The sequence below is a fragment of the Shewanella sp. SP1S2-4 genome (assembly GCF_031932075.1).
In the GTDB taxonomy this organism is placed as follows: domain Bacteria; phylum Pseudomonadota; class Gammaproteobacteria; order Enterobacterales; family Shewanellaceae; genus Shewanella; species Shewanella baltica.
Genome location: NZ_JAUOET010000011.1, coordinates 118,052 through 135,497 on the forward strand (window position 1 = coordinate 118,052; position 17,446 = coordinate 135,497).

Consider the following 17,446-nt stretch of genomic DNA (forward strand, 5'->3'; position numbering starts at 1 on the left):
GTTTTATCTAGGCATATTCGAGCTGAGTACAGATCTGTGATTGGGTGTCACTTAAGGTAAAAGTGTCGGCTAAAGCAACCCCCTGACCCAGCTGATAACCCAGTTCACTGAAGATACGTTTTTGTTCAGGGCAATCAATGCCATCGACAAAGGTTTGCAGTTCTAAGGTTGATGCCGTTTTTTGATAAGCGGACATTAACTTAAGCTGCTGCTCTGCTTGTATCTGTTTGGTGAGATTGGCGTCGAGCTTTAAGCCTTTAATCGGCAAAAACAATAAGCTATTTAATGCGCTATAGCCGCTACCATAATGGCTTATCCCGAGTTTTACTCCGAGTTTCTGCAACAATTCAAAGCCATTGATATGATTTTCAGTTTCTTGCACTAGGGCTTTTTCATTAAAGAATAACCATAAATGGCCTAGGTTTAACTGGGTTTGCTTGAGAGTATTTTTCAAACTACGTAGTACGTGCTTATGCTTAAGATGTTGGCTTGAAAGCATCACATGTAATTCAATCGATTCATCATGTTGCTTAAGCAGTTCAGCATAAGTGCGATCTATGACGCTTATCGTATATTTATCGAGTTCAACGGTAAGATGTGATTGTTCAGCAAGTGCACTGAGTTGTTCTTGTTGTAAAAGTCCACGTAGTGGGTGTTGCCAGAACAGACGGCTTTCTAATGCATGCACTTGACCAGTGTTAAAATCGACGACAGGTAAATAACTGAGTTCGATTTCGGCATGGTGTAATGCATGCCGAAATTCATTTTCTAACTCGACATCCTGTATAGCTTGATGTTGGGCGTTATCATCAAAAATAACATAGCAGCCCTTACCGTTGGCTTTTGCCTGATACATGGCAGTATCTGCATTACGTAACATAGATTCACTGGTATCGACCCTATGTTTACCACTGATAGTGATCCCGATACTGGCGCCAGAGTTAAATTCCATGGTGCCGAGTCGATAGGGTTGGGATATTTTTTGGATCACTCTTTCTGATACATCTTTTGCATCGTTAATGTTGTTAATACTATCGAGCAAGATAACGAATTCATCGCCACCTAGGCGCGCTAAGGTGTCGTTATCACGAATGCAGGACTTGAGGCGGCTTGCGGTCTCAATTAAGAATTTATCGCCTTCTAAATGTCCCATAGTGTCGTTAATCTGTTTGAAGCGGTCGAGATCGATAAAGAGTAGGGCAAATTGTTCTAAGCTGTGGCGACGGACGTGCTTAATCGCGTGAGATAAGCGCTCCATAAACATAGCGCGGTTAGGCAAGCCTGTGAGCGCATCGTGCTTAGCATCGTGAACTAGCTTAGCTTCCATACTGCGACGTTGTTGAATTTCTTTCTCAAGGTTTTGATTGAGTTCGGCTAACGCTTTCGTACGGTCGATGACTTTTTCTTCTAGCTCTTCATAACTGCGCTGCAAGGACTCAGCGGACAGTTTCTTCTCAATAGCAGAACCAATGTGTTGCGAGACAAATGTCAGTAATTCTAAATCTTTGACCTGGTAATTCTGCGTCATGCTAAAACTGTAAATCGTCAAGGCACCACGTACTTGATCATGGATAAAGAGAGGAATACCAATCCATTGATGCATAGTCTGAGTATGATTTAATTCTGGTGCTTGGGAATACAGCTCACCAGAGGCGATTAACGCATTGATACTATTTTGATCTAACAGCAGTGGCCGCTTATGTTTGAGCACATATTCGGTTAAGCCATCCTGTAGCGGCCGAGTTCCTGGGTGCTTATTGGCTAATTGCGAGACATAAAAGGGAAACGTGAGATGTGTTTCTGTGTCATCCAAAAGCGCAATGTAGCAATTGTTGGCAGGAATAAGATGTCGAATGACATTATGTAACTGGGCATAAAAGTCTGGGTTGTCGGCACTGGAACTGGCTAGTTCGGCAATTTCGAACAGTGATTTTTGTAAGCGCTCGGCTCTGCGTCTTTCATAGACTTCTAGTTTTAATTTATCATAGGCTTGGCTGAGTTCTCTGGTTCTTTGTTGAATGGCTTGTTCTAATTGCTCTTGATGCTTGAGCCGTTCCATCACTCCTGAAATATGGTGACAAATGAAGGTCATCAACTCGAGTTCGATTTCCCCATAGCTGACATTTGTGTCGTAGGTTTGTACGACTAACACTCCGGTTACTATGTCATCGTGTTTAATGGGCACGCCAAGCCATAAATGGCAGGGAGAACCTAAGTTAACGATTTCCTCTGCGGCAATGAGTTCATTGACTTTGTCATTATCACATAACAAAGCCTTACCCGTTCTAAGAACGTAGCCTGTTAATCCCTGTTGTAATAATGTTGATAATGATTGTTCTGGATAAAGCTCTGCAGGATGCGCGTCTTTTTCGTCGGCGAAAAAAGGGATAGCAAGCTCGCCAGTGCTGATATCAAGGGTTGAAATAAAAAAATTATCAGCGGGGATGAGTTGTTTTAGGTGGCTATGCACGCCGACATAGAATTCTTCGAGTGAAGAAGCATGGGTCGCAATATTGGATATTTCGAGTAATGCGTTTTGAATGATCTCAGCATGCTTATACTTATGCGCTAATTGTTTTAAGCGAATAATTTTTTTGCGTAAGCGTTCAGCTTCATTTATACGAGGCTGGCCAGTTTCATCTTCATCCTTAAACATGATACTCACTAGTTAAATATAGGGTTGCATTTACCAAACACTATAATTAGCATGAAATACTGTAACATCCAAGTCATATTTTGGCTGCATTTTGCTTTAAAAGTCAGCTAATGTGATAAAACTTGAGCAGTCAGTAAAAAAAGTGCAAAACAGCTATAGACTCAAAGGGGATTTGACCCTAGTATATGCGGCGCTAACCAAGGCGAGCGCCCATAGCTCAGCTGGATAGAGCGCACCCCTCCGGAGGGTGAGGCCGAAGGTTCGAATCCTTTTGGGCGCACCAATTCCGAACAGAGTTGTGAGCTTTTAGGTTAACAAGATAAGTGAAAGTCAGTGGTGATTGTAGCTCAGTTGGTAGAGTCCCGGATTGTGATTCCGGTTGTCGTGGGTTCGAGCCCCATCAGTCACCCCATTTCATTTATTTTATATAAAGATTATTGATATTCTCGGTGATTAGCGCAGTCCGGTAGCGCATCTGGTTTGGGACCAGAGGGTCAGAGGTTCGAATCCTCTATCACCGACCACATTCTTCGCTTAGCTAGCGAGCTTAATGTAAGTTAAGTAAATAGTGAAATATTTACGGTGATTAGCGCAGTCCGGTAGCGCATCTGGTTTGGGACCAGAGGGTCAGAGGTTCGAATCCTCTATCACCGACCAATTAGTGAAAAAGCCTCAGCATTCCTAGTGAATAACTGAGGCTTTTTTGCATCTACGGTTTGCTTGTCTTGATTGACTTGTCTTGATTGGCATTAGAAGCCTTATTGCCAGAAAGCAGAGGTCGAATCCTCGCGCTTTCAACGTATCGACCAAATTCAACGCATCGAACAGATAAGTCGAAACGTCTCAGCATTCTTAATCAATACACAGGGACTTTTTTGTATTTGTGTAATGTAGCTTCATATAGAAATTGTTTATGCGTTTGCTTAAACTCTAAGTAGGCAATACAGATGTGCAACGGTATCGATATAGCCATTCTGTCGTTAGAAAAGTAAAAAGCTCCTTACGGAGCTTTTTACTTTTAATATCACTTCTTAATTTGGCTTAATCAAGATTCACCGGAGGGGCGATAAAGCCCTGATAGGCATCTGTTCTAAGCTCGTTAAAGCGCTCTAGCTGAGCTTGTTCTTGAATACCCGTCACTATGACTTGAATATCTAATCCTTTCGCTACGTTGATTAGCGCGCGGCACAGTTCACTATTGTGGTGGGTCTCATCATAGTAGGCGAAGGATTGATCGAGTTTCACATAGCTAGGTCTTAATTCCTGTAGATAAGACATAGAGCCAAACTGACGGCCAAAGTGGTCAATGCCGAACTTAGCACCATTATCACGAATGATGTTACATAAGTGCTGACACGACTTAAGATCGCTATAGACGCCCGCTTCAGGGATTTCGAAGCAGATCCGCTCAATAAATGCGGCATTGCGTAAGAAGTGATTGAGCCACTCATGGAATTGCGGATCGTTAATACTTTGGTGGGTTAAGTTAATCGCGAGCGGTTCATAGCTACGCTCTAATAGTTTCTGCTCGTAGACAGTTTCAATCAAACATTTATCGAGCAGGGCACCGAGAGATAAGAGCTCGATATAAGGCATAAATTGCCCTGCATGGGCGAGTTGATCGCCGAGCTCTAATTGGCAATATAATTCCCGTTGCGCTATGCCATCGCCATCGCAAAACTGGATTGGTTGCCATCTAAACTTAAACTTCTTATTACTGATGGCATGGCTAAGGTTATCCCGCCACTGTTCACGGGTGAATAATTGCTGCTCTGTGGTTTCAAACCAATGGAAAGTTTTATTTTCTTGTAACGCTTTTTGAAGGGCGTTGTCGGCTTGGGCCAAAATATCCGACACATTCATTTGCCCAATACGCTCCGCAATACCAATCGCAAAGTCTTCATTAGGCTTACAGCCCGCCTTCGACATTTCTTGGTTGATGGTGCGGATAAGCGTTTGTAAATATCTGCTGATTTGATCGTGTTCAACATCCGTCACTAAAAATGCAAATTCATAGGCGGCAATGCGGCCTATAACAGACGGTGTGATTTCGTTTAACTGCAGCTGAAACTTTTCAGCCAAAATTCGTATGGTTTCATCTCGGACTTGATAGCCATATTTACTGTGCACTTCTTCGAGCCAGTCGAGTTTAGCGAGGAATAACGCGCCACTGCTAGGTTCACTCAACCAACCATTTAAACGACTCACCACATATTGGCGGTTCGGCAGGCCTGACGCAGGATCGACAAGGTTCTTTTTACGTAATGCGCCGACTTCTTCATCGAGGGAATGGAATACTTGTTTTAACTGCGCTGACATACTGTTAAATGCGGTTACTAAGTCTTTTAATTCCGTGGTTTTAGGTAAGGCCATGTCCGGGCCGAATTGACGTGCCGCAATACTTTTCGCGTGTTCCGATAGAGTATGTAACGGTTTTAATATCCACGTTAGACCAATTCTTGCGGTAAAAATGGCAACGAGGAAAAGCAAAGAGAAGGCAATGATCGTATTGGACATGATTCGCCACAGCTCATGATAACCAAATCCTGGATGAGCGGTGATTTCAAGTTGCGCGAGTTGTAACCAGCCAGAAGTGATAGTGCTTTGTTTTTTGATGGTTTTAAATAGATTCAAATTAATAAACCATTGAGGTACATCTTCAATTCTTAAAGGATTATTCCACTCTTGTTGCTTACCATCGACCATCCATGTCAGTTTTACATTTTGATAATAGCCGCCTTCAAAGATGACATTCACTAAGGTTTCTGCAGCTGCGGTATCGCCAGCTTGAAGTGCTGGAGTAAGCATTAGACCAAGTGAAGTGCTGGCATTGTTTAGATCTGACTCCATTTGCTTGGTTAAAAAGCTTTGAGTCTCAGTAAATTGCACATAGCCAAGGCTTGCAACTACGAGCAAAAATAGGCTAAAAAGCAGCGAATAAATCTGTCTAAACAGTGTCATTTTTGGTGCTACTCCAGTTTTAATTTTGGTTGTCTAAGGCGGTCAACACCTAATCTATGGTTAAGATCGTTCCATTTTTCTAGCCGTGTTGACGAACCCGCTAGTACACCTCGACCTTGCTCTTTATTGAGCCATAACTGTTTACCGTTAAAGCTATAAACAGGTAGTAGATCTTTTCTTTTGGTGGCGGGCTTTATTTCATGATCAAGATTATCGAGAACTAAGGGGATCGATGCTGGTGTCTCATAGTAAGCCAATACCATGTGGTATTGATTCACCGTAGTCGCTTTAACCATAGTGATCCGCATCTTGTCCTCTTGCACGCCAAGTTGGAGCAAGGTGAAGTATTTAGCGATCGAAAAATCTTCGCAGTCACCACCATTCACGCCAATAAACTCCATCGGCGTTGCCCAATAATTTGACTCACCCCATAATTTACTGTCATCAATAAAGCGGAATAAGTTGAAAAAGTTATTTACTTTCAATAGCTTTTCTTTTTCATCTAGCGTACTTGCTTCCGATAAAACTTTGAACCAAGCCCTAGCTCGCATCCCCGCACGCTCACCATAATGTTTTTCAAGGGTTGAAGTGATCTTCCCTTCATCAAGGTTTTGTGTGGGGGCAGCATATAGGCAGCATATGCCTAAGGCTGACGCTATGAGGCTAAAGCGGCAGACTCGCAATAATGAATGTTTATAACCAAGTCTGCCGTTCATAACCTAATGTGTGAGTCCTTTATTGTGTGTTGTCATCGACCGAGTAAATCGTCCATTTCATGTCTGTTGCCGTATCATCACCTGTGACTTCTGCCACGACACGACGGTTACGAATTTCAGCTTCAGGAGTACGCTCTAACACCACTGGGCGGCTAGGGCCATATCCAATAGCTGTTAATCGACTTCTATCTATGCTGAAGCGTTCGGCTAGCACAGCTGTCACTGCATCGGCACGTTCTTGCGATAATACTAAGTTGCGTTCATCAGTTCCTGTACGACTAGTGTGCCCTTCAATAGTCACTTTAGTCGTTGGGAATTGTTGTAAAAATACTGCAACCTCCTCAATTTGAGGATAGTACTCTGGTGCAATATAAGCAGAATCATTTGGGAATAAAATGCTTAACTCTTTACGCTCATTAATCGCTTTGATTTTGCCACAGCCATAGTTGTCAATGCCGGCGCCTTGAGCGGTATCATTACAGCGTTCACGGGCCTCAATGACCCCATCTCTATCTTTATCTGATAGATCATAGGCTTGAGTTGTGGTCATTTCGTCAATATTAACTGTATCGCGCATTGAACAACCAGCTAAAAGAATGACACTGAGAAAAAATGTGATAGTTTTCATTAGTTAGCTCCTCCTACATAGTTGCGCTCTCCACGCCATGCATCGGGCCTAGTGACTCTGAGAGAGTCTAATAAGCGTCCGGTAGAATTGAGTACGCGATACTTAGCAATGATTTCATCATACTCTGCCTGTAAATAGTCTTTACGCGCCTCGAAGAGTTCATTTTCGGTATCCAATAAGTCGAGAAGACTGCGTTGGCCTAAATTGAACTGTTGGGCATAGGCAGATTGGGTATCCTTTGCGGCTATAACATGGTCTCGGATGTATTGCTTTTGAGGTGCCAGTAATTCAAATGCGTTCCAAGCCAAATTCACGCCTTCAACGACTTCGCGCTGAGCGCGTTGACGGATTTCTTTGGCTTCACCAAGTTTGTATGCTGTTTCTTTCTCACGGGCGAGATCTTTACCACCCGAGAATAAGTTATATTTTACTCGAACCATGGCCATTAAATCATTGCTATAGCCACCCACATCACTACGGAATGCGCCAGCGCCAGAGATACCATCTTCGCCGCCGACATCATTATTCCAATTACCGTTCAGCTCCAAAGAAACTTGAGGGTAGTAATTAGACTGTACTGATGAACGTTCATTCTCGGCGGCACTAATATCATTTGCTGCAGATTTGAGTATGGGGTGATTCTCCTGTGCTGCGATAATGCCAGAGCTTAGATCTTTTGGCAGCATCTCTGCATCGGGCACAGGTAAGATTAAGTCTGCTGGTGCCGACTCTACAATTCTGATGTACTGCGCTTTTGCATCAAGTAAATTGTTGCGAGCAGAAATCACGTTGGCATTAGCCCGCGCTAAGCGTCCCGTGATTTGGGATAGGTCTGCGATTGAACCTAAACCTGAATCGGTACGTTGCTTGATTTGGTCATAAATTTCTTTATGGCTGTTAAGGTTTTTCTCTGCTAATTTCAGCACTTCATCAGTGCGCAAATAGTTGAGGTATACCTTAGTGACATCGAGCGCCATATCTTCAGCTGCAGCAAGCAGCGCCCATTGGTCTGCACTGGCTTCAAAGCTATAACGATCAACTTCACTGCTAGTATAGAAACCATCGAAGAGCATTTGTTTTAGGCTAACACCAAACTCTCCGCGGTTTAATTCCGCAACTCCTTTGCTATCGACATCACCGACATTTGGTCGTCTACGAGTCGACACGCTGTCAGTTTGTTCGTAGCCGTAGCCGCCACTGACATCAATCGTCGGCATATAACCTGCTATTGCTTGATTAACTTGTTCTTCGCGCGCTTTAAAGCGGTTGAAGGCAACACGTAAATCAGGGTTCGTATCAAGCGTATGTGCAACGGCTTGCTCTAACGTCTGGCTTTGAGCCGATAAAGGTAACAGAATTAATGACAGCACTATGGCTATCTTTGAACATTGAAATTGTCGTTTTGCTGAAGTCTTCATGACCAACCTCCCGGTTTATAAAAAGGCTTAGTGCTCTCTGAGCGCTGTGTCCTTAGCCCTTAAAATTGGATTTAAAATGTACTCAAGTATGGATCTTTGCCCCGTGATAACGTCAACCGAAGTCAACATTCCCGGAATAATTGGCATCTGTGTGCCATCGTTTTTGGTTAAACTGGATTCTGCGGTTCTGACTCTAATGAGGTAAAAACTATTACCTTCTTCATCTTGAGACGTATCAGCGCTGATGTGCTCAACGGTTCCTTTAAGACCACCATAGCGGGTAAAATCATAGGCGGTAATCTTTACCACTGCCGGCAATCCTGGGTGTAAGAAGGCGATGTCTTTAGGCAAGATTTTAGTTTCAATCAGTAGCTGATCTTCCGATGGCACTATTTCGATAATATCGACACCTGGTTGCACAACGCCGCCGAGTGTATTGATATGAGTGGTTTTAATGGTGCCATTAACTGGGGAGGTGATAATCGCTTTGCTGACTTTATCCTGTGCACCCACTTGTGCTTCATTCATGCGAGACAGGCGGGTTTGGGTTTCATTAAGCTGTGCGCGTAGATCGGCGGCATAGACGAATACAGCTTCACGGCGTTTTAAGATGGCTTCATCCATCGCCGCCTTGACTTTAGGGCGCAGTAGGCGCATTGAATTCAATTCGCCTTGCAAATCGTTCACAGTACGTTCAAGTTTGAGTAGTTCAACTTCAGGAACGATACCTTTTTTAGCTAACGGCCGAGTGAGCTCAAGCTCACGGGAGATCAGCTGCATACTGGTGGTTAATGTCGTTGTTTTAGACGCAAGATCATCAATTTCTTGTTGTCTTTGTTGAATTTGACGGACCAAGATTTCAAGTTGGTTACTTAAATTATCTAACCGTCCGTTGTATTCTTCTTGCTGCCTTTTAACTAAGGCAGGTTCCGCGGTAATGATGCTCTCAGGAAATACCAAGGCTTTTTTAGTAACGAGCACTTGCTCGCGCCAGTCTGATGTCATGTCTGATATGAGAATGCTATCGAGTTCCGCGCGCATACGAATAGCATTGGTTTTTAAGCCCAAAACCTCTTGCTCTTGCTGAGCAAAATCAGAGCGGAAGCGGGTATCATCAATACGTACTAAAGGTTGGCCTTTCGTTACCATTTCACCTTCTTGTACATATAGCTCTTGCATGATGCCGCCATCTAAACTCTGGATGACTTGGACTTGTGATGAGGGGATGACTTTCCCCGAACCAGTGGTGACCTTGTCTAATTTAGCAAACCCTGCCCACAGTAAAAAACACACAACCATAGCTGCAAGTGCCCATATGATTAATCTGTGCCCGCTAGGGGCGTCAGTCATCATGGCGCCGTAGACATCATCAACCATGTCTAAGTCATTCGCGGTTAGATTTTTACTCATCTTTTAGCTTCTCCATTCACGAGGCCAAAATTGAGTTTTTCTAACACTTCTGCCTTGGGACCATCAGCGACCACATGGCCGCGTTCGAGTACGATAATGCGATCGACGAGCTGCAGCAGATGCATCTTATGGGTAATAAGAATTAAGGTTCTGTCTTTGCTGACATTCTGCATTGAGCGAATAAATTGTTGTTCCGCGCGCGCATCCAAGCTGGCGGTGGGCTCATCCATCAATAGCACTGGAGGGTCATTGAGTGTGGCACGAGCAAGGGCAACGGTTTGTCTTTGTCCGCGACTGAGCGACATGCCGCCTTCGCCGACTTGTTGGTCTAACCCCTCTGCTTCTAGGTTGGTAAATTGACTCACTCCAGAAAGCTGTACGGCACGGATTAATTGGTGCTCAGTGACTTGGCGTGTACCAAATAAAATATTGTCCCGAATCGAACCGTGGAAAAGGGTCACATCTTGGGGCAAATAACCAAAATTACGGCGTAAATCACTCGGATGGATCTGTGCTGAGTCTAAACCGTCATAACGCAGGCTTCCTGCTGTCGGTTGAAATAACCCAACCAATAACTTGGCAAGGGTACTTTTACCTGAACCATTACGGCCGATAATTGCAATACGCTCGCCGGGATTTATGGTCAGTGACATTGGATGGAGTACTGGTTTTTCTGAACCAGGGTAAGCAAAGCCGACATGATCAGCATTGATTTTACCTATTAGCCTTTGTTTGCTAACCAAATGCCCTTTATTTTCAAATTCATCTTCTTGAGTCATGATTTCATTAAGCTGACGCAGTGCGCTGGCAGTGTGGTTTGCTCTGGTCATCAGGCCTGCAAGTTGTGCCATAGGTGAAATAGCTCGGCTCGATAACATAACGGCCGCAATAATTCCGCCCATAGAAATTGCATTATCGGCCACGCGATAAACACCTAAAATGACGACGCAAACAACGGTAAATTGCACTGTGAAGTTAGCCACGTTCGAGACAGAGTTGGAGAGCTTTTTTGACCTCAATTGCCAGTTGGCACTGTGGCCTATCATCTGTTGCCAGCTTTTTTGTACTATCCCTTCGGCACCATTGGCTTTGATTGACTCTAGTGCCGATAAACTCTCGATTAAATGCCCATGTTTCAAGCTTGAAAATTTATTGCCTTCTTCGATAGCGGCTTTGAGTTTAGGTTGGATATAAAGTGTAAAGCCAATAATGATGGCGCCACCGATCACTGGAACAATGGCGAGATCGCCGGCAACGATATAAATAATAATTAGGAAAAATAATGCAAAGGGCAGATCGACTAAGGTTGTGATCGTCGCCGAGGTTAAAATTTCACGGATGTTATCGAATTCGCCTAATTGTTTTGCCATACCGCCAATACTGGGGGAACGTTTTTCTAAGGGGATACCAATCGCTTTAGCGAATAGGCGAGAAGACACTATGATGTCTACTTTTTTACCTGCTACATCAATCAGGTAGCTTCTGAGTTGGCGCATGACAAGATCAAACAGATACGCAATAGAAGCACCAATCGCTAACACCCACAGGGACTCAAAGGCAAGGTTGGGCACGACTTTGTCATACACGTTCATAATAAATAACGGTGAGACTAAGGCGAACAAATTCACTAATACAGAAGCAATTAATGCATCACGATAAATGGGGGCAGAATCTTTTAAAGTTTGGACTAGCCAGTGGGTTTTATTATCATGCAGATAAACATCAAAGCCCATGTCACCACGATATTCTTGTTTAACTAAGAATAAATATCCCACATATAAGGCTTCGAGCGACTCAATGGTTAGCGTCTCTTCACCACCTGTCTCGGGTAATTGAATAATCGCTTTATCTGACTCAACATCAAGTTCACGCAATATGCAGGCTTTCTTGTCTTTTAATAACAAAATACAGGGAAGCAATATCGGTGATACTTCGTTTAAGCCTTTTCGAGATAACTTCGCCGCTAGGCCGGCCCTCGACGCGGCCTGAGGTAATAAATCGGGTGTTAATACCGCACCTGACAAAGGTAAACCTGCCGCAAGCGAGTCGCATGAGCATGGGTTGCCAAAATGCTCAGTGAGTAACACTAAACAATCCAGCAGCGGATCCACTAAGACTCTTTGCGAGGCTGAAATGGTCCATTGGTCAATTTTTTCAGAAGCTGCAGCTGACACCTAATTACTTATCCTTTGGATTTTTATATGGTTATGGCAAGTATCGGTCATGATGGCCTATATTTCTATAGGCCATCTGAACTGATTTTATTTAAGGAATGATATTATGGTGTGGATTAGTATCCAGTGGCGCGATTCCTTGTACAGGTTCTGGTGTGACAGGCTGAGAGTCAATGATTAGCGGACCATCATTATTACTACCCAATAAGCCATTAATTATACCAGCATCGTTAGTGCTACCATATTCGTCGAACAAATTAACACCATCAAGGATGATATGTTGTTCAAAGACACCGTCTTGATTGGCATCAATATCGATCACTGTAGAGCCACTACTGTTAAGGCTGAAATTCAAATAGCTGTCTAGCGTGTTGGTATTTTCACCTTGAAGTAGATCGCGTAAATCCAATTTATCTTCATGGATATTAAAGTCAGTGATATGGTCTGTTCCTGACTCGCCAGCCTGCCAGACGAAAGTATCAGAGCCAGTCCCTCCCGTTAGTTTATCGTTTCCTAGGCCACCAATAATAGTATCGTTACCAGCACCACCAAATATAAGATCATTACCATTACCGCCGTAAAGCTGATCATTCCCACCTTGCCCATAAAGTATGTCATTACCTTGTCCGCCGATAAGAACATCTGCCTTATCGCTGGCACCAGATTGGTCAAAATCAGATGCATGCTCAGTAATATATCTATGTACTTGGGCATCGGTAACTGCGGCTACCCCTAGCTGATCAGCAACATAATCTTTGATGGCAACATAACCTTGGCCACTAATACCGTTAAAGTTGATGGCATCACCAAAGAGTATATCGTCGCCGTTACCACCGTTGATGGTATCAGATCCTGGCAGTTGGGTAATTGGAGTACCAATGATCGCATCTGCTAAATCCTCAGCGTTGATGTTAGTCAGAACATTACCGTCAGAGTCAAATGGCTTAAGATCTTCACTATCCAGTGATGGGCCTATCCCAATGGCCTGAACAATCACTCCTAGCGTTGATAGGAAAGCAAATCCTTGCTGGGAATTCGCATTCGTTCCGGTGCCGTTTGTACCCAAGTTGGCAAATTGGAAACCTCCATTACCATCCGGGCGCATAAAGCCAACTGAACTTGAGCTCCAACTATTATTGCTATTTTGGGTCCATTTTAATACTTCACCGTACTGGTTGATGATCGTACGTCCATCCTGGCTATATGTATTGCCAAATACATAACCGTTTTGGATGATACTGGATAGGTAAATACTGTTGTTTGCTCCGCGTGGGTTATAAACCTCAGGGTTTTGGCCCTCATTGTAGTTGTACTCATTAGCTTGGCCATCGGTAATAAAGTAAGCCAGATTTGTGGCACTGTTACCGCTGATGCCAGAGAACCAGTTGGCGGTCGTTTTAAATACATCTTCGTAGTTGGTGTTTCCACCTGAACGCATGTCGTCCAATGCATCTTCCAGTATCGACAGGGCATTGGGGTCTTTCATATCGACAGAAACCCAACCTTTAGAAATGCCATCAAAGTCAACCAAGAACACATTTACAGTGCCGCTGCCTTCAGCGGTAGCGCTGTTTTTCAGTGTCGTAAACACCTGTTCAAGTTGCGCTGTCATGCTATTGAGCGCCGTGCTTCCAATACTGCCAGAACTATCGACCATAAAGGCGATATTGTAGTTTTGACCTGGCAAAATAACGCTACCGTCTAAATCGCCGACCACAATGTTGTGCTCATTACCAAAGTTAAGATTTTGATCGCCAGGCTCTCCTTCATGACCACTGAAGTAGCTAAGAATGACGCTATCTGCATCTGTTGCAGTATTGGTCAAGTCTGTACCTGACTCTCTTGATACTGCTTCGACAACGAGGTTGACTTGACCTGCATATTCACCAGGAACCCTTAATGTTAATCCTGTCAGATTGACATCTAAAGATGCACTGTTCCATACGCTGCCATGATTTAGAAGAATATTACCGTCTGCATCTGCAGTCCCCATTAAGGTACCGTTACTGCTGTAGAGTAAGGTGCCTTCGGGTAAACCACTGAGCTGAATGCTATCGATGCTTTCGCTACCGTCTCGATCCGCAAGTGACACATTAATTTCGATTGGATAGTCTACAGCTGTAGGCTGTTCTAATGTGAGTTCACCTGTGATTTGATTGATCGCGTATATGCCATCCTTGAATTGCACATACTCAACATCATGCAGGGCCTTAGTAACACCGATGCCATTTTCAGTTACAAAGAAGTTGAACCAACGATCATTGCTAGAGTAGCCTGCGCCTTTCTCTATTATGTAGTCGGCTCGGTTGCCAAGAAGTACGGCGATATCTGTTCCTGCATCACCGTAGAGCCCGTCATTACCTAGACCAGCAACAAGAACATCATTTCCCGTTCCGCCATAGAGAGAGTCACCTTGAACGGCATCACTGCCGACAAGTATGTCATCACCATCCATACCGTAGAGTAGATCACCGCCGCCATTTGCGCTGACAAGATGATCGTTCCCCCCAGTACCGAGCAACTGATCTTGTCCGGAAGTATTATCAATAGTACGCGTACCAGTATTAAATGGTGCGGTAGTAAAATCGCCCGTACGGAATTGTTCGGTAGTGATACCTGAAGTCTTAAAGTTACTGTATAGCGGTATGCCATTATCAGTCAGAATAACGTTAACTACAGGCTTATCTGCTATAGGTAAAACAGTGATATCAAGTGCTGCTGTGGAACCAGTATTTGTTGTGTAGGTGACACTTGGCATTTCGCCTGCCCAGTTATCATTTGGAATAAACTGGAATTCACCATTGGCTTGTATTAATAAGCTACCCACGGCCAAGGTAACGGTTTGCCCTGCGTTAAAACTGGTTTGCATACCGTTATACATGACTCTGAAGCTAGTGATGCTCAGATTGCCGAGTTGATCATTGGTAAGAACATTACCCGTTAGCTGCTGATCTTCGTCGATGGTATAGCGATCGTCAGTCGCATCAATAACGGTAGCATTATCCGTGCCTTCAGCTGATTCATTATTAGCACTATCAGTTTGAGTTGCGGTGACTGAGATTGCCTGACCTGCAGTCGGAGTAGGCTCTGTCCAAGTAATAACACCATTTGTATAGGTGTAACCTGTTGCTAGAGCACCATTACTAAATTTCAGTACGCCATTGTCAAGAATGAGGTCTACTGTACTGCTATTACCTGCATTATCGATTTCTAGATGTACACTGCCGCCAGTATTAAAGTCACTAGCATTAATTTTGACCTGTATTTGAACGCCATTACTACCTATCTCAGTACTCGTCAAATACGCGTCATCATTTACATCATCTATGATGCGTACTTCAGGTGCAGAAGGTGGCGTTGTATCAACATAAACTTGTGGAATAACAGAGAAAGTACCATCTGTATGATCGCCATCTCCATCAGTGGCTCTTACTTTGAAATCAATATCACCATCGCTAGGTTGTAACATCTCTTGATATTGATGGAAGTCCCATTGACCTGTACCTGGGGTAAACTCAAGTTTGAATACCAAGTGACCAGCAGCATCGACCCCAATCAGTGTATTTGCCGTTTGGGTTATGGTAATTGCACTGCCTGTTGCCGTGAATAAATTGGTTTCATCACTACCTTGTAAGGTGAGCGAACCTTTACCATCTGCGCCCCAATCAGGGCTAACAGTTCCTGAAGCAAAGGCGATTGCTGGTGGAGTCGTTGTGCCTAAAAACTCAATAGCGGTAACAGTGAAGTCACTATTATCACCGCTACTTGGGCCCTGGCCATTATCAAGGGCTTTGATGACCATAGTGTCAAAACCGCCTTGTAAGGCTTGGAAGTTGGCGGCATAGTCGCCACTGCTGGCATCTGAGCTAAATGTTTGAGTTGCGATAAGTTGGCCATCTCGCCAAAACTCGACGACACCGACTTCTAGTTCGCCACCAAACATGTGGGAAAACTGGATATTTACGCCGTAGGCAATAGTTCCAGGATCGAGAGTAATGATGATTTCTTCAGATGCAGAACTTCCATCTGCAAATTTACGGAAATCGACTTCATTCGCGAGATTATGATAAGGAGCACCAGCGCTACTAACACCTATCCCACTACTACTACCAAAGATTGCGGCATCAATTAAATTTGAGTTAGTTGACGAAGTGAATCCTCTTGCACTGATAGTAAATCCATTGAAATCTAATGAATTATTGTTGCCGCTGTAACCAGTGAGTGAGAATGAACCCACCAATGAATCAGGAATACTTGTCGTTGTGGTTTGCACGGCTGCAATTGGTGATATGACTGGAGCATCATCTTCAATGGTGACATTGAAACTTCCAGTTGATGTACCACCATGGCCATCATTAACATTGATGCCAATATTGACTGACAAGGTGTCTTCTGTCTCAGTATCTGGATGATCGACAGGACCTTTAAGCGTGACATCATAGGTCCAATTTCCTGAACTACCAGTAACCGGTGGCGTCAGTGTTGCAGTCATAATTTCGGTATATGAAGCCTCACCTGCAGTACCAATATAACCCGTTAAAGTTTGCGTGACAGGATCCCAACTCCATTGAATTGCTTGGCCACCAGATAATAATCCTGATGGGCCAGAAAGTGAAACGGTCAGATTATCATTATTACTATCTTGTATGCTTACTGTCCCAGAGGCGTCAGGACTATTAGTCGAATCGGTATCTCCAGTGCTATCAGGTAGACCTAGGGGCAAACCTTCCTCTGAAACAATTACGTTATTAATTACGTTTATCGTTGGTACTGAATTGACCGTTGCAGTATCTGAGCCCTGACTTGAAGTGTTGCCCGCCGCATCCGTTTGGGTCGCATAGATTGTAATATCTTGACCTGCTTCAGGGGTTGACTCTGTCCAGCTAATGATGCCATTACTGTAGCTGAAGTTTGTTGCGGGAGTGCCATCAGCAAATTGTAGTTCGATAACCCCGTTACCAACATCGACTATTTTAAGCTCAATTGAGGTTATGACTGCACTGTTATTGATCGTTAAATTAACATGCCCTCCAGCTAAAAACTCAGTGGCATCAATATTAACTTCGATCTGAACACCAGCACCATTACTACCAATCTCAGATTGAGTAAGTACACCATCACCAGGTATACCGTCATCAACGATTAATACTGTTGGAGGATTAGGGGCAGTGGTATCAATCGTGACACTGTCGTGGGCGGAATAGCTGTTGCCCGCAGGGTCGGTGACAGTGGCCGTTAGGGTTAGGGTAGCTCCGTCCGCAGGGGCATTCACTGCCAGCGCCAGACCGCTGTCGAGCATGGCTTGGGTGACAGGGCCGTTAAACAGCTCGCTCCCGTCTTGATCGACAATCACTAAGGTATCGCCCAGGGCAGTGCCGGCGCCGAGGATAACGACGTAGTTTACTTGTCCGTCGAGCTCAGCACTACTGAGCAGGCCGTCATTGTTGGTGTCTTCGGTGATGCTGATGCTGACTGCTGGGGCT

The 17,446-nt window shown here is 44.1% G+C and carries 8 protein-coding genes and 4 tRNA genes; 4 read left to right on the plus strand and 8 right to left on the minus strand.

Annotation, left to right across the window (positions count from 1 at the left end; translation table 11 throughout):
- Positions 1–7 precede the first annotated feature (7 nt).
- A complete protein-coding gene (locus Q4Q52_RS12270; RefSeq protein ID WP_311990734.1) occupies positions 8–2,656 on the minus strand; it encodes a diguanylate cyclase domain-containing protein in 2,649 nt (882 codons plus the stop codon).
- A 206-nt stretch (positions 2,657–2,862) separates the two neighbouring features.
- Between Q4Q52_RS12270 and Q4Q52_RS12275 the strand changes: the two genes are divergently transcribed.
- The 4 genes from Q4Q52_RS12275 to Q4Q52_RS12290 all read left to right on the plus strand — a co-directional run bounded on the left by Q4Q52_RS12275 (position 2,863) and on the right by Q4Q52_RS12290 (position 3,313).
- Positions 2,863–2,939, plus strand: a tRNA-Arg gene (locus Q4Q52_RS12275).
- 53 nt (positions 2,940–2,992) lie between these two features.
- Positions 2,993–3,068: transfer RNA gene (locus tag Q4Q52_RS12280), tRNA-His, on the plus strand.
- A gap of 35 nt (positions 3,069–3,103) precedes the next feature.
- Positions 3,104–3,180 (plus strand) — tRNA-Pro (locus tag Q4Q52_RS12285).
- 56 nt (positions 3,181–3,236) lie between these two features.
- Positions 3,237–3,313, plus strand: a tRNA-Pro gene (locus tag Q4Q52_RS12290).
- 384 nt (positions 3,314–3,697) lie between these two features.
- Here the strand turns inward: Q4Q52_RS12290 and Q4Q52_RS12295 are convergent.
- The 7 genes from Q4Q52_RS12295 to Q4Q52_RS12325 all read right to left on the minus strand — a co-directional run bounded on the left by Q4Q52_RS12295 (position 3,698) and on the right by Q4Q52_RS12325 (position 17,316).
- On the minus strand, positions 3,698–5,617 hold the full coding sequence (locus Q4Q52_RS12295; RefSeq protein ID WP_311990735.1) for an EAL domain-containing protein: 1,920 nt from the start codon (positions 5,615–5,617) through the stop codon (positions 3,698–3,700).
- An 8-nt stretch (positions 5,618–5,625) separates the two neighbouring features.
- The gene (locus Q4Q52_RS12300) at positions 5,626–6,333 is read right to left on the minus strand and encodes a transglutaminase-like cysteine peptidase (RefSeq protein WP_006083437.1); all 708 of its coding nucleotides are present in this window, start codon (positions 6,331–6,333) and stop codon (positions 5,626–5,628) included.
- A gap of 19 nt (positions 6,334–6,352) precedes the next feature.
- Positions 6,353–6,961, minus strand: coding sequence for an OmpA family protein (locus Q4Q52_RS12305; RefSeq protein WP_311891871.1), 609 nt, complete (start codon positions 6,959–6,961; stop codon positions 6,353–6,355).
- Positions 6,961–8,379, minus strand: coding sequence for a TolC family outer membrane protein (locus Q4Q52_RS12310; protein WP_311891870.1), 1,419 nt, complete (start codon positions 8,377–8,379; stop codon positions 6,961–6,963). Before Q4Q52_RS12310 ends, Q4Q52_RS12305 begins: the two co-directional genes overlap by 1 nt.
- A gap of 27 nt (positions 8,380–8,406) precedes the next feature.
- Positions 8,407–9,789 carry an HlyD family type I secretion periplasmic adaptor subunit gene (locus tag Q4Q52_RS12315; protein WP_106649185.1) on the minus strand — a complete coding sequence of 461 codons (1,383 nt, stop codon included), beginning with the start codon at positions 9,787–9,789 and terminating at the stop codon, positions 8,407–8,409.
- Positions 9,786–11,963 (minus strand): type I secretion system permease/ATPase, encoded by a 2,178-nt coding sequence (locus tag Q4Q52_RS12320; protein WP_311891869.1) that lies wholly within the window; start codon positions 11,961–11,963, stop codon positions 9,786–9,788. The genes Q4Q52_RS12315 and Q4Q52_RS12320 overlap by 4 nt, the downstream gene beginning before the upstream one ends.
- A 91-nt stretch (positions 11,964–12,054) precedes the next feature.
- Entirely contained in the window at positions 12,055–17,316 is a 5,262-nt protein-coding gene (locus Q4Q52_RS12325) for a beta strand repeat-containing protein (RefSeq protein ID WP_409373425.1), read from the minus strand.
- Positions 17,317–17,446 lie beyond the last annotated feature (130 nt).

Coding starts and splice junctions, on each gene's coding strand:
- Q4Q52_RS12270 (WP_311990734.1), bottom strand. CDS start 2,656: ATGTTTAAGGATGAAGATGAAACTGGCCAGCCTCGTATAAATGAAGCT.
- Q4Q52_RS12295 (WP_311990735.1), bottom strand. CDS start 5,617: ATGACACTGTTTAGACAGATTTATTCGCTGCTTTTTAGCCTATTTTTG.
- Q4Q52_RS12300 (WP_006083437.1), bottom strand. CDS start 6,333: ATGAACGGCAGACTTGGTTATAAACATTCATTATTGCGAGTCTGCCGC.
- Q4Q52_RS12305 (WP_311891871.1), bottom strand. CDS start 6,961: ATGAAAACTATCACATTTTTTCTCAGTGTCATTCTTTTAGCTGGTTGT.
- Q4Q52_RS12310 (WP_311891870.1), bottom strand. CDS start 8,379: ATGAAGACTTCAGCAAAACGACAATTTCAATGTTCAAAGATAGCCATA.
- Q4Q52_RS12315 (WP_106649185.1), bottom strand. CDS start 9,789: ATGAGTAAAAATCTAACCGCGAATGACTTAGACATGGTTGATGATGTC.